General features: G+C 34.6%; 11 protein-coding genes. 2 read left to right on the top strand and 9 right to left on the bottom strand.

The window, feature by feature from the left end:
* Window positions 1-10 precede the first annotated feature (10 nt).
* The 9 genes from MKY49_RS03545 to MKY49_RS03505 form a co-directional block, all read right to left on the bottom strand.
* Window positions 11-742 carry a GntR family transcriptional regulator gene (locus MKY49_RS03545; protein WP_313469364.1) on the bottom strand — a complete coding sequence of 244 codons (732 nt, stop codon included), beginning with the start codon at window positions 740-742 and terminating at the stop codon, window positions 11-13.
* A 69-nt stretch (window positions 743-811) separates the two neighbouring features.
* Window positions 812-1,990, bottom strand: coding sequence for an N-acetylglucosamine-6-phosphate deacetylase (nagA, locus tag MKY49_RS03540; protein WP_341385635.1), 1,179 nt, complete (start codon window positions 1,988-1,990; stop codon window positions 812-814).
* On the bottom strand, window positions 1,987-2,652 hold the full coding sequence (locus MKY49_RS03535) for a YesL family protein (protein WP_341385634.1): 666 nt from the start codon (window positions 2,650-2,652) through the stop codon (window positions 1,987-1,989). The genes nagA and MKY49_RS03535 overlap by 4 nt, the downstream gene beginning before the upstream one ends.
* 216 nt (window positions 2,653-2,868) lie before the next feature.
* Window positions 2,869-4,482, bottom strand: coding sequence for an extracellular solute-binding protein (locus MKY49_RS03530; protein ID WP_341385633.1), 1,614 nt, complete (start codon window positions 4,480-4,482; stop codon window positions 2,869-2,871).
* Between the two features lie 19 nt (window positions 4,483-4,501).
* On the bottom strand, window positions 4,502-5,380 hold the full coding sequence (locus MKY49_RS03525; RefSeq protein WP_313469372.1) for a carbohydrate ABC transporter permease: 879 nt from the start codon (window positions 5,378-5,380) through the stop codon (window positions 4,502-4,504).
* 13 nt (window positions 5,381-5,393) lie between these two features.
* Complete coding sequence (locus MKY49_RS03520; protein ID WP_313469374.1) at window positions 5,394-6,386, bottom strand: ABC transporter permease; 993 nt, start codon at window positions 6,384-6,386, stop codon at window positions 5,394-5,396.
* A gap of 19 nt (window positions 6,387-6,405) precedes the next feature.
* The gene (locus MKY49_RS03515; protein WP_341385632.1) at window positions 6,406-7,557 is read right to left on the bottom strand and encodes a Gfo/Idh/MocA family protein; all 1,152 of its coding nucleotides are present in this window, start codon (window positions 7,555-7,557) and stop codon (window positions 6,406-6,408) included.
* 572 nt (window positions 7,558-8,129) lie between these two features.
* Window positions 8,130-8,912 carry a thermonuclease family protein gene (locus MKY49_RS03510; RefSeq protein WP_341385631.1) on the bottom strand — a complete coding sequence of 261 codons (783 nt, stop codon included), beginning with the start codon at window positions 8,910-8,912 and terminating at the stop codon, window positions 8,130-8,132.
* Between the two features lie 363 nt (window positions 8,913-9,275).
* On the bottom strand, window positions 9,276-11,015 hold the full coding sequence (locus MKY49_RS03505; RefSeq protein ID WP_313469381.1) for an ABC transporter ATP-binding protein: 1,740 nt from the start codon (window positions 11,013-11,015) through the stop codon (window positions 9,276-9,278).
* A 121-nt stretch (window positions 11,016-11,136) separates the two neighbouring features.
* On the opposite strand from MKY49_RS03505, the gene MKY49_RS03500 reads away from it, so the two are divergent.
* Window positions 11,137-12,567 (top strand): ABC transporter permease, encoded by a 1,431-nt coding sequence (locus MKY49_RS03500; protein ID WP_341385630.1) that lies wholly within the window; start codon window positions 11,137-11,139, stop codon window positions 12,565-12,567.
* 13 nt (window positions 12,568-12,580) lie between these two features.
* A complete protein-coding gene (locus MKY49_RS03495) occupies window positions 12,581-14,077 on the top strand; it encodes an ABC transporter permease (RefSeq protein WP_274795716.1) in 1,497 nt (498 codons plus the stop codon).
* The last annotated feature ends 12 nt before the right edge of the window (window positions 14,078-14,089 follow it).

Here is a 14,089-nt window from a genome sequence, read left to right as displayed (position 1 = left end):
GCAAGCTATATTAATTTAATTCCGTATAAAATCGACAACGGTCTCCTCTTACAATCGAAATACAGAATTCAACTGGTTTTCCTGAAGTATCAAATGCAGTCCGTTCCAATAATAAAGCAGGTTTTCCAACATCTGTTTTCAATAAGTGCGCTTCATCTTTATTAATAAGTACAGGTTCAAAAGCTTCTCTAGCTCTTACAACAATAACGTTAAACCGTTCTGCTAATAAGCTGTATAAAGAAGAAGTAGTTACTTCTTGTAATATTTCACTATCCTTAATAATGCTTAAAGGTAAAAATGATGATTCCAAAATAATGGGTTCATTATCTGCAAATCGCAAACGCTTCATTTCTACCACTTGTTCGTTTTCCTCTAATTCTAAATTGATTCTAACCTTAGTCGAGGGATAAACCTTCTGTATGTCTAACACTTCATCTCTAGGATTTAAACCTTTTTCCTGAATCATGCGACTAAAACTGTAAAATCCACCAAGAGATTGTTCAAGTCTTGGCTTCGAAACGAAAGTCCCTTTTCCTTGTATACGATATAATTTCTCTTCCTTTACTAATTCCTCAATTGCTTTTTTTACTGTATTTCGGCTAACTCGAAACATTTCCATTAACTGATTTTCTGAGTCAATTTTATCACCCGGTTTCCATTCACCTGATTGAATTTTCGCAAATAAAATTTGTTTTAATTGGTGATAAAGTGGGATTACACTGGATTGATCTAACAAATGCATCTTTTTTCCTTCCTTCTCTAGGTTTTGTAATCAATATACCATCTATATAAAAAGATGCCTATTGATATATCAATCCTTTTCAAAGGCAAGTTTCCCTAAGCAAAAAGTTTTCTCCACTTCTCCTTCTTCATTCAACCAAACAACATCTGCATCTTTTCCAACAGCAATAGACCCTTTACGATTGTCCAACCCTAAATGGACTGCTTGGTTCAAAGAAACAAGACGAATTTGTTCAACGATTGAAAGTGAAAGACACTCTTCTATGTTTTTCCTTGCCGTATTCATATTCAATACACTCCCTGCTAAGGATCCCGTTTTATGTTGAATACATTGATTATTGATTACTTCTACTTCATTGCCTCCTAAATCATACATACCATCTGGCATTCCCTTTGCACGCATACCATCTGTAATAACTAGCAAACGGTGTAAGCCTGTCATTTTGTAAACCATTCGTAGTAAATCTTTATGAAAGTGGATATTATCTGGAATTACTTCAATATACACATCTTCTGATAAAAGTACTGCTCCTACAACTCCCGGATCACGATGATGAAGACCACTCATACCATTAAATAGGTGTGTTACATGAGTAATACCAGCTTTTAATGCATGGATTGCTGTATTATAATCGGCGTCAGAGTGACCAATAGATGCAATAACACCTTTACTGTTTAACTCTTGAAGTAATGCAAAGTTGCTATCTTCCTCAGGTGCAAATGTAACAAGACAAATTAATTGAGTGGACTTATCGTACAAATATTTAAATTGTTGTACATTTGGCTTTAAAATAAATTCTTCTGATTGAGCGCCTTTTTTAGCTCGATTAATAAATGGACCTTCTAAGTGAATTCCTAACATTTCAGCTACTGCTGTAGGTTGATTGTTATAATAATAGGAAAGCGCCTCAATAGCCGCTTCAATTTCTGACAAAGGGCCAGTCATCGTTGTTGCTAAAAAAGCTGTTACACCTTCACTTGCTAAATGCTTTGCAATTTTTGAATAACAAATATGGTCAGCATCCATAAAATCATGTCCTAAAGCACCATGTACATGGATATCGATCATTCCTGGAATAATATAGCCTTCTAGTCGACAATCTATCACATTCTCTATCGATGCTAGTTGAGGACAGTTTTCCATTATATCAATTTCAGCGATTTTTCCATCTAATAATTCAAGGAATCCATTGTTTAAAATTTGATTTTCCAAAACAATATTAGCATTAATAATAAATGTGCTATTCATGAGGTTACCCCTCCCCCAGAACAGTTTGATAGATGGGTTTGTTCCTCTAATTCTAATTCTTTCTTAAACATCTGGAATGATATCCAAGATAAAAATAATGCAGTTAAACTAATACCAAAAAACGGTAATAGGCCAGGAATCAAACTATAAATTTTATATAATATAGCAAGCCCTACGATAGTGCTAATCATTTGTAATGGATAAGCTATACTAAATATGATCGAAGCAGTAAAGTACCGTAATGTTGGCAAATCATAATAGGCGTATAATTGGAAAATATTAACTATAATAATACCGAAAAGAATACTAATTGTAATAATCGAAGTTAGTAACAATAAACCAAGTATGCCATGAAATGATGTGATAATTTGGAAGTTAATAGATAAAAAATATCCAAAAACCAGTAAGATAATACCTATTTTATTGGATGGAATAAATTCTACTTTATATGTATTCCAAAAGATTTTAACTAATCGTTTTAAGACATCTTCCCCTTGTAACCTTTTACGTAAAGTGGTAAACATTGCGACGGTTGCTGGGGATATTCCAAATAAAACAAGTCCAAGTAAAGTGAGGCCTGTCCATAATAACTGTAACACTGCTAACAATGTGATCCACTCTACTACCCAGTACAATTTTCCTTTCCATCCTCCAAATACCATGTACTTTACCTCCTAACGATAGAGATTCAATTCAAACACAACTTTATATCATGCATATTATATTTTAAGTCTGAAAAGCTATAGCTTATCAACCACTAGATACACCAATAATTGAAGGTTTAGAAAATGAGGGTCACATAGGCCTTATTAACAAAAGTGAACATTTGGCTTATGCGACCTACTACATCTTGAGCTTGAAGGAAAACCTGTACCTAGTTATTTTGAACGGTCATATGCCCCCTGTGCTACTTCTAGATATTCTTGTAATCCCATCTTCTCAATTGTTTTCTTGTAGTCATTCCATTTATCAAAGCTTTCTTTACCTGTAATAAAGCTTGCCGTCATTTCATTTACATACGTTTGAATGTCTGTTAAAACTGCCGACACTCGATCATTTTCTTCTACTGTATAGTTCAACCCTGGAATAATTTCCTCATCCTTCAACGCATATGGCATTACTTGATTAGCATTATTAATAGAATTTTCTTTCGCCTCTGCACCTTGGAAATATTTTTGTGTTACAATTCCAGGATAATAACCGCCCGGCCATGTTAAATAATCACTGATCGCTTGATCTAAGTTTTTGCCATCTGGATTGTTCGTAATATCCTTTACGTATTGAATAGTACCATCGGCATTTTCTTCATAAGTGACACCCTCAAAGCCCATAAAGAACATTTTAGTCCCTTCATCACCATATAAATGATCAATCCAGCGAACCATCGCTTCTGGATTTTTTGCTTTATCTGTTAAGACAAACATTCCTAAATTCCCAAGACCATTAGTCATCGCAGTAAATTGTCTATCTCCATTCGGTCCTTCTAAAACATGTGCACCAGTATAACCATCTAATTTAAATAACTCTTTTGGGTCCACTTCACTAAGCATACCAAACGTTCCTTTAGCTGCTTCTGCCGCAAATTTCTGAGGCTCTGTCGTAAATACATCTTTATTAATTAAACCTTCTTTGTAAAGTTTATTTAAGAACTCAAGTAATTGTTTATATTCGTCTGTCGTTGGCACGAAACGAAATTCCTCAGTACCTTCTTTAAAGTCTAAGTTCACATTCATCGTTCCTTGTTTATTCAAACCAAATGAACCTCTTAAATAATAAATAATTTGTTCGATACCATAGCCAGTCCCCCAGCCTTGTTCATCCTGTAAACCATTTCTATTTGGGTCATTTTCTTTAAATGCTTTCAATACTTTATACAAATCATCTGTTGTTTCTGGGGATTGTAAACCTAGATTATCAAGCCATTTCTGGTTAATCCATGGTGCCCCTACACGCAGTGATGTAAATTTCGGATCGTAAATTGTAGGGAAGCCATAAATTTTTCCATCTGCCATCGTCACACCTTGTTTTACAGATGGGTATTCATCTAATAGCTTTTTAAAATTTGGAGCATATTGTTCAATATAATCATTTAACGGTAAAAATACGCCTTGTTGACCATACTTGATTAAATCAGTTTTCGAAAATGCTGATGCAAAAAATATTTCTGGATAATTTCCCGCAGCTAAAAGCAAGTTCTTTTTGTCCGCTAATACTTCTGTTTGAACCGTTGTCCAATTAATATGGATGTTAGACATTTTCTCGTATTCTTCCCATAACATTAGATTGTTCCAATCTTGCGATGCGAAAAATTTTGCAGCAAAACCGTCTACTTCTATTTTCTCTTTTGTAATCGGCATACCCGTTGCATTCAATTTATCTATATTGCCGGTTTTTTCTCCAGTTTCTTTTGTGTCAGAACATGCTCCTAGTAAACTCGTAGCTAACAGCAGGCTTGCAGCTAAACCATAAACATGCTTCTTCTTTATTTTCATTTTAATTCGCTCCTATTCTTTAACCTTTTAATGAACCAATCATTACACCTTTTACAAAATATCGTTGTAAGAATGGATAAAGCATTAACATTGGTAGGTTAGCAACGATTAAAACTGCGTACTTTAACCCTTCAACGCTAAGTTTTTGAGCTAAAAAGCTTTCTGACGTGGCTTTAATCATATCGTCAGCTTGTCCTTGAATTAAAATTTGCCTTAGGATAAGTTGAAGTGGAAACTTATCTTGATCTTGTAAGTAAATCAATGCTTGAAAATAAGAGTTCCAATGTCCCACTGCATAAAATAAAACCATGACAGCCATAACAGGTAATGATAGTGGTAGTACAATACTCCATAAAATACGGAAATTCCCCGCTCCATCAATCATGGCAGATTCCTCTAACTCATAAGGAATGGACTGGAAAAAAGTCCGCATAATTATGATGTTCCATACAGCTACAGCATTCGGAATAATCATGACCCAAAAAGTATTAATCATGCCTAAATCACGAATTAATAAATATGTTGGAATAAGTCCCCCACTAAAGAACATTGTGAATACCATAAATGCCATAATAAAGCCTTTTCCTTTTAAATTTCTACGAGAAAGTGGATAGGCTGCACAAATTGTCATGAAGATATTTAACAATGTTCCAAAAAATGTGTACTTCAGTGTGTTAACAAATCCATTGGTAATATCAGGATTTTGAAATACTTTTTGGTACGCCTCCACTGTAAATTCCTTTGGCCATAACCATATATCTCCCGAGATTACGTACTCTGGATTACTTAGGGAAGCACTCAAAACAAAAATAAGTGGGTACAATACAACAAGTGCTACAATTGCTAAAAAAATATAATTAAAGATTGTAAACGCTCGATCGCCCTTTGATTCTTTCATTTTAATCTCTCCTTTACCATAAACTTGTATCACTCACTTTTTTAGCTATCCTATTAACCATAATAAGGAGGATAAAATTAATGATAGAGTTGAATAGACCTACAGCTGCTGAAAAACTATACTGCGCTTCTAAAATCCCACTACGATAAACAAATGTTGATATAACATCTGACGCCGACATATTTAAGTCATTTTGCATTAAAAATACCTTCTCAAATCCTATTGCCATTACAGATCCTACATTTAAGATAAATAAAATTACAATCGTCGGCATAATTGCAGGAATATTAATATGAATGATTCTTTGGAATTTTGATGCCCCGTCTATCATTGCCGCTTCATGCTGTGCTGGATCTACGGCGGCTAGAGCTGCAATATATATGATAGAACTCCATCCCATCGTTTGCCAAACATCAGATAGTACGTATATTGATTTAAACCATGCTGGTTCTGATATAAAATCAATTGGTGTACCGCCAAACAACATAATTACTTGATTAATCATCCCATCTGACTTTAAAAATAGTAACAGCATACCAACAACTACTACTGTAGATAGAAAATGAGGGGCATAAATAACTGTCTGTACAAATTTTTTAAAACGAAGGCTTTTTACTTCATTTAAAAGCAACGCAATAATGATTGGTACTGGGAAAGATATGAGTAAAGTGAATACACCAATCCCTATTGTATTTTTTATTAAACGCCAAAAATAATAACTATCAAAAAAACGTTCAAAATGCTTAAACCCTACCCACGGACTCCCCATAATTCCCTTTGTAGCAATAAAGTCTTTAAAGGCAATTTGCAACCCATATAGTGGATAGTAATGGAAAACCAAAAAGTAAAGTATGACAGGGGCTAGTAATAAATAAAGCTCCCAATTTTTTTTGATAGATCTTTTCCATTCTACCAAGTGATTTTTCTTTACTTTTGATTGCTTTTTGAAAAAACGTTTTGTTTTAGATGATTTTTCTTCAACAGTTGTTTTATCTAAAAGCGTCATAAACTACACCCCCTATTTATCAATGTTGCAGAATTGTAGATTCCTGTAAGATCTCAATAACTTTACCTCCATTACGAATAGATTCTGTTGCCGCGCAACCTACTGCAACACTCATCCGTCCTGCAAATGGCGTAGTTAAAGGCTCTTTATTATAGAGGATGAGCTCTACAAAATCTTGAGCAATTTTTGGATCAGCCCCCCCATGACCTCCTTCCTCAGGCTTCATCTCGTAAACAACATCACTAAGTTCTTCCCAAGTATTCGACTTTCTCGTTTTTAAATAAATTTTATTATTTACATCATCATTTTCGATACGCCCTTTCGTACCAATGAAAGTATAATTTCGTGAATAGTCGGGGGTGAAGTGACATTGTAGATACGAAGCTTTTATGCCACCTTCCAATTCCATAATGAGCATATTATTATCCTCTACATCAATTTCTTCACGGAAAGCACATTCCGTAAATGTATGGGGAACATATTCTGGGCAAGTTTTTTTCTGATCACATGTTGGACACGTTAACGTATTTGGATTATCTCCACCATAATAATCCAAGCTCCCAAATGCAGATACCTTCGTTGCATATTTCCCAGAAATCCAATGAATTACATCTAAATCATGTGAGCCTTTTTGAAGTAATAGAGATGTTGTATTTTTTGAATTTCCGTGCCAATCGTGATAGTAGAAATAACCTCCGAATCCAACAAAATGACGCACCCATATAGCCTTTAGTTCTCCAATGGCACCTGAGTCAATTAAGCCTTTCATCGTTTGATACATAGCCATATAGCGCATATTAAAGCCAATCATTAGATGCTTCCCTGATTTTTTCCATGCATCTAATATTCGATCGCAACCTTCCACTGTTATGGCTAATGGTTTTTCAGCATATACGTGCTTCCCTGCTTTTAAGCAAGTAATAATATGTTCTTCATGCAAATAATCTGGCGATAAAACAGCTATTGCATCAATATCATCTCTTGATAATAATTCCTTATAATCCTTCGTTAAAAATAAAGGAGTATCGAATTTTTCCTGAAACTTATCTAATCGTTCTTGAGAGATATCAGCTAATGCCACTACTTCCGATTCCCCGTCAGGTTTATGCCAGTATTGTGCCAAACCCCCTCTTAAACCGGCTCCAATTACACCAATTCGTAATTTTTTCATTATAATTCCCCCTTTTATCTTACTTTTGCCCATGTATTTCGAAAACGTTTACAAATTAGACTAACTATCCATAACAACACAACTACACGTCAACACGTTGTAGGTACAAGTTAAATTATAAGTATGTAATGAATATTCTAAAAATTTAACTGGAATAAATATATAATTCTAACACTTAATATGTCAATACCCCAGGTTTTATCCGCCTGTATAAACTATTTGGTATCAATATGAGTTAACTCATTCAAAAAATTAGAAAGTATATCACTTCTTCAATAGCTCAATCCATTACACTTTTCTTTTAAAATAAATAAAAAAAATTTCGAAAATAAAGACTTTTAAATTACCTTCATATAAAAGTATCCTATCTAGGAAGCTTTTAATTTAGAGACAGAACCTCTCCAATTGTTATTTTTTATAGCATCTACTTCCTTTTTGCAAGTTTTGAGTGCTAAATAGTTAACTTGAAATGTCGTTTTATTTGTATTTAAATCTACTAATTTACAAAAATAAAAATAGCAGAGTTTAGTGAAATACCAAACTCTGCTATTGAATTAGTGATGAACTTCATATTATCTTTCTGCTGCCTTAAAACCTACATTTTCAGCCTCGACTACAGAACAGAATAGCTCTTCTGCTTTTACATCTTCGTAATTCTGTTGGCCAGGTAAATGATAAATTTTAGCACCTTTAGCATTGATATTCCCTTTTATATTACATTGTGATTTATTATTGTAGTTATTATTTTTATTTTCATCCTTACTATTAAATACTTCTTTTCTAAATCCTCTATCCGTTACATAATTCTCAACTGACCATATACCTATTGCCTGTTGTTGAGCAGTTCTTTGTACTGTTTCAAACCAATCAACATGTTTAGTATTTGGTTCGTATATATAAGCTACACGGGCAAGTCCATTTTTCAAAAGTTCTTCTTGAATATTAATACCTTCATCTGTGTAAACGTAAGCTAAAAGTCTCTTATATTTATCTCTATATGAAACATCAAATTCTAAGTATACTGTTTTTTTATCTTTTAATAATTGCTTAGTAAATTCTTTGGCTTCTTGGCCGAAAGGTTGTTCCCCTAAACTAGGATGATTAGTTTCAGGTGTATCAACTAATAGTAGCCTTACCTTCTCAGTTGAACCATTATATTGTATTTTCAATGTATCTCCATCTATTACCCCTTCAAGTGGAAATTCTTCAAAGGATTTTATATTGTGCTTTGAACCTGCTTCTTTAGAGGCTTCTGATACAATTTGATTCTGGTTGTCATTACGTATTGTAGTTTCTTCTGTACAAGCACTTATTAGTAGTGTTGAAAGCAATAATAAAAAGAAAACTTTTTTCATAAATTTATTCCTCTTTCCATATAAAAATGTTACTGTAATAAAAAATCTTCAGCCATTGTAACAACTGAAGATTTTCATACATATATTTATTTAAATATTAAATATAAAACAACAGCCAAAATTATTGTTCCACTAGTTATTAGTGTCTTAATATCTGATTGCTTCACTATTATCTCCCTCAGTTATTTATTTAAACTAATAATAACATGCCTTAGTTCCTTTTAGATAGATTCAGGAATTTTTCAAAATAAAAAGATTATGTACTGTAAATACATAATCTCTTAGGTATAGATATACGATATTTTAAACATAAAACAAACGAAGATTTCTGAATAAAATTGGAGACATTATCTTTCCAAGCTATCACATTGATACAGCTACCCAATGATTCGGAGAGACCTCTACTAGTTGACTATTTTCTACTTCGTATCGAACTTTCATATCTTCTGTATGTTCTGCGTCATTATATTTCTGTTTCTCAATTTTCGGATCTGGAATTGGAATAGAGCGTAATAATGCTTGTGTATAGGGATGCTGAGGGTTAGCATACAGCTCCTCGCTTTCCGCTAATTCTACAATTTTACCACCATACATGACTGCTACACGATCACTGATATGTTTCACCATTGATAAATCATGTGCAATAAATAAATACGTCAAACCTAGTTTATGTTGTAATTCCTTCAATAAATCAACAATTTGTTTTTGAATCGAAACATCTAGTGCTGATAAGGGCTCATCACAAACGATAAAATTTGGTTCCACTGCTAATGCTCTAGCAATACCTATACGTTGTCGTTGACCACCTGAAAATTCATGAGGATAACGCATAGAATGTTCTTTCTTTAAACCAACAAGCTCTAGCAATTCCTCTACTCGTTGTCGTCTCTCTTCATGGTTCTTTACTAAGCCATGAATATCAAGAGCCTCCCCAATAATATCTAGAATTTTTTTGCGAGGATTTAACGATGAATATGGATCTTGGAAAATAATTTGCATATGTCGGCGCATGGCCTTTAATTGCTTTTTCGTTAGCCTTGTTACGGGTATCCCCTGATACAAAACTTCACCGTTTGTAGGCTGATGAAGCTGTAGTATTGTTCGACCAGTGGTAGATTTACCAGAACCCGATTCACCCACCAGGCCTAGTGTTTCACCAGGGTATATATAAAATGATAAATCATTAACTGCTTTCAGCGTTTGACCTCGGCCTAATGAGAATTCCTTTGATAAATGTGTTACCTCGATTAGTGGCTTATGTTTATCAATACCCGCCTGAATATTGGCCATTTCTTTTGGCTGCTTTTTCTCATGTAGCTTTGGCAACGCATTCAATAATTTTTGGGTATACGGATGTTGAGCATTTGCAAAAATCTCTTCTGTTGTACCCTGTTCAACAATTTCCCCCTCTTTCATCACAATGATTCGATCACACATACCGGCAACAACGCCCAAATCATGCGTAATTAAAATAATAGATGTACCCATTTTCTTTTGCATATCTCGCATCAATTTTAAAATTTGAGCTTGAATGGTTACATCGAGTGCTGTTGTTGGCTCATCTGCAATAAGTAGTGAGGGGTTACATGCGAGGGCCATGGCAATCATCACGCGCTGACGCATACCACCTGAAAATTCATGAGGGTATTGTCGATACCGTTCTTCTGCATCTCGAATGCCAACAAGTTTTAATAATTCTATTGTTTGCTGATAGGCTTCTGTTTTTGACATGGACTGATGTTTGATTAAACTTTCAGCAACTTGATCCCCTATTCGAATAGTAGGGTTTGTAGAGGTCATCGGATCCTGAAAAATCATACTAATATCTTGTCCACGAATCCCCTCCATTTGTTTTTCACTTAATTCAGTGAGTTCTTGCCCTTTAAACACAATCGTGCCAGATTTCAGAAATGATGGTGGTGATGGCAATAAACGCATAATGGAACGTGCCGTTACACTTTTCCCACTACCTGACTCTCCCACAATTCCGAGTGTTTCACCCTTATTTAGATGGAAGCTCACGTCCTTCACCGCTTCAAATTCTGTCTCTCCTGTGATAAAGGACACGCGCAGATCATTGATTTCTAAAAGCTTTTCACTCATTCGACCCATCCTTTTTAAAATTAGTGATTGACTTACTTTCAAGTATAATCCATACTTTACAATACTGATAGGAATTATACAATATACCACTGAATATTTTATTTACGTTTGGAGGAAATGCATGGTTACTTCAAAAATTCATCTAAAACCAAAAGAATTTATTTTCTTTTCTATGGTTTATCAAAAACTAATGCATCAAAAGCCTTATCAATTCATTCTTTTTCTTTTTAGTATTTTAGTCCACCCTTTTACATACTTTATTTATCGGAAAAGGAATCATTCTAATACCTTTGATCAGGCTTTTGCATTGCGTAGTCAGCACTACCTGGAGAATGGATTGGTTGCCCATTGGCAAAAAGATTTCGAACAACAAGAAATAGCAAAGGCCAATTTTTTTAAAGAGGCAGTAGCAGCGTCACAAATTCAGTCAACAGCTAAGCAATTAGCTCAAGGAAAGCTCCAACAGCAAGTAGAGCAAGATTTACTTAAAGATGGCATAAAACAATTAACTTATGACCAATTTTTTATTCATCTACTAACAAACAAACGATTTGTTGCTCTTACCTTTCTACCAGCTGTTTTATTTTATGTAGTACTTATCTTATTTGCGAATCCATTCCTGCAATTTATCATTGAACGTATTTTGCAAAGCTTCATTGTTATTGTTGGTGTGGCTACTTTAGTATTTACTATTTTGTATTTATCACCATTCGATCCAGCAAGAAATCTTCTTGGAGTCGAAGCAACACCAGAGCAAATTGCAAACTTTAATCGGATTCACGGTTTGGATCAACCTTATTTATCTCAGCTATGGAACGCATTATCAGGCCTATTTACATTTGATTTAGGCACATCCTTTGCAGGTAAAGAAGATATTACGCACAGCATTGCTACTAAATTTCCTGTCACATTGGAAATAGCCGTTTTGTCATTATTAATGGCTATTGCAATTGCCATTCCAGTCGGTATTATTTCAGCAGTTCGTCCAAATTCCTATTTGGATTATACATTTATGTTCATTGCTTTAATCGGATTATCTATCCCAAGCTTTTGGCAAGGTTTAATTTTTATTTTGACTTTTGCATTAAAGCTACAGTGGTTCCCAGCAACCTATAATCCTCATAATTGGTTATCGCTCATCATGCCAATTATCGTCTTGGGAACATCCATTACGGCATCCATTGCCAGAATGACAAGATCGAGTATGCTTGAGGTAATACACGAGGATTATATTATTACTGCAAAAGCAAAAGGCTTAAATGAATTTAAAGTGATTTCAAAACATGCCATTCGTAATGCCATGATTCCGATTATTACGGTGATTGGACTTCTTTTTGGGGGTATGTTGGGAGGAGCATCTGTAACGGAAAAGGTATTCAACATTAGTGGGATTGGGAGCTATATCGTCGATAAACAATTTATCCCCGATATTCCGGCCATTCTTGGAGGCGTTGTTTATATTGCCATCACGATCTCAATTGTTAATTTAGTAATTGATATCATGTATGCCTTTTTTGATCCACGCATTCGCTCAAAAATGAAGAAGTCTTAAAGGAGGATCACCTGTGAAAAACATCTTACATGTCAAACTACTCTTGAAGATCACACAGGAATATGTCAATTCTCATTTTACTTTTGTCTTTTCCTTACTGTTTTCTTTATTGTTTCTAGCTTATAGTTATAATTTTTCAACCAATAGCTGGCGACAGGTAGTTCTGCTCTTTTTTATTATTTACGCTATTACAACGGCATATGTTGCCATCGTCAATTTACGAATTAAAAAGGATTTGGCAAAGCATGGAGACATTCAAAAAAGCACCCGTCTACTTGGCTATCCACTGTTAGTAACTATTCTGTCAGGCAATATTTTTTCGACATCTTTTGCATTTATGCTTGTGTCGAAAAGAAAGACTGCAGAATATACTTTTGCTGCCTATGCCTTTATTACACAATTATTCATCATTGGTATTGCAGCGTTGAATTTATTTAAACCGTATGTAACAGATACCTTTTTACTTGCTATGGGTCTTTTCTTAGTACTTGCACTTTTTTATATCGTGATGGCTCTTGTATGTACAAAATATGTCACGCCGACTGAGGCACCAAAATGGATGCTCATCCCAGGTATTATTCTGCTATTAGCTACTTTTACTGGCAATCTATTTGCAACATTACTAGGCTATAGTCTTATTCAAAAGGCTCGAAAGGCAAACCCATCTTCTATAGAAAAGTGGCAAAAAATCTGGGAAAAAATCTTACGTAATACGATGGCGGTATTCGGTTTATTCTTCATTATTTTTATGTTTTCATTGTCCATTACAAGCTCTTGGACTTTTGATTATGACTTCGCAACAGAAAATAACTATGGTGCATTACTGCAAACTCCATCTTTAGATTATCCGCTAGGCACAGATAATTACGGACGAGATTTATTTTCACGTATTGTATTTGGGGCCCAAATATCATTAATCGTCGGATTTTTCTCAACAATTATACCAGCAATTGTTGGAGGCGCATTAGGAGCATTTTCTGGCTATTACGGTAAATCAACTGACAATATCATCATGCGAAGTCTTGATATTTTATATGCCATTCCTGGTATTTTATTAGCTATTGCTATTATCGCTGCATTTGGTGCTAATACGGTAAATCTTATTATCGCACTTAGTGTTGGAGCCATTCCAACCTATGCTCGTACAATGCGGGCCAATGTGATGCAACTCGCTAATTTTGAATTTGTGGAATCCGCTAGAGCTTTAGGGGCATCTGATGCTGCGATTATTTTCAAGCACATCGTTCCCAATTCATTAGCCCCGATGATTGTAAAAGCAACATTAACAATCGGTGGAGCTGTTATTTCAACAAGTAGCTTAAGTTTCTTAGGACTTGGTATTGAGCCACATATTCCTGAATGGGGCAACATTTTAAAAGTTGGTAGTACGTACCTGGAGACACATTCATATGTCGCAATTTTCCCAGGTCTTTGTATTATGCTTCTTGTTCTCTCCTTTAACTTCTTAGGAGACGGTTTACGAGATGCTTTAGATCCAAAAACAAATTAATTGGAGGTAACA

This window comes from Lysinibacillus sp. FSL M8-0134 (assembly GCF_038069745.1).
Classification (GTDB): Bacteria; Bacillota; Bacilli; order Bacillales_A; family Planococcaceae; genus Lysinibacillus; species Lysinibacillus irui.
Note: the sequence above shows the minus strand (reverse complement) of the source record. Positions and strands in the feature narration are given on the sequence as shown.

Excerpts from the sequence above, each read along its gene's own strand:
- MKY49_RS03535 (WP_341385634.1), bottom strand. The coding sequence starts at position 2,652 with ATGGTATTTGGAGGATGGAAAGGAAAATTGTACTGGGTAGTAGAGTGG.
- MKY49_RS03520 (WP_313469374.1), bottom strand. The coding sequence starts at position 6,386 with ATGACGCTTTTAGATAAAACAACTGTTGAAGAAAAATCATCTAAAACA.
- MKY49_RS03505 (WP_313469381.1), bottom strand. The coding sequence starts at position 11,015 with ATGAGTGAAAAGCTTTTAGAAATCAATGATCTGCGCGTGTCCTTTATC.
- MKY49_RS03515 (WP_341385632.1), bottom strand. The coding sequence starts at position 7,557 with ATGAAAAAATTACGAATTGGTGTAATTGGAGCCGGTTTAAGAGGGGGT.
- MKY49_RS03525 (WP_313469372.1), bottom strand. The coding sequence starts at position 5,380 with ATGAAAGAATCAAAGGGCGATCGAGCGTTTACAATCTTTAATTATATT.
- MKY49_RS03545 (WP_313469364.1), bottom strand. The coding sequence starts at position 742 with ATGCATTTGTTAGATCAATCCAGTGTAATCCCACTTTATCACCAATTA.
- MKY49_RS03530 (WP_341385633.1), bottom strand. The coding sequence starts at position 4,482 with ATGAAAATAAAGAAGAAGCATGTTTATGGTTTAGCTGCAAGCCTGCTG.
- nagA (WP_341385635.1), bottom strand. The coding sequence starts at position 1,990 with ATGAATAGCACATTTATTATTAATGCTAATATTGTTTTGGAAAATCAA.
- MKY49_RS03510 (WP_341385631.1), bottom strand. The coding sequence starts at position 8,912 with ATGAAAAAAGTTTTCTTTTTATTATTGCTTTCAACACTACTAATAAGT.
- MKY49_RS03500 (WP_341385630.1), top strand. The coding sequence starts at position 11,137 with ATGGTTACTTCAAAAATTCATCTAAAACCAAAAGAATTTATTTTCTTT.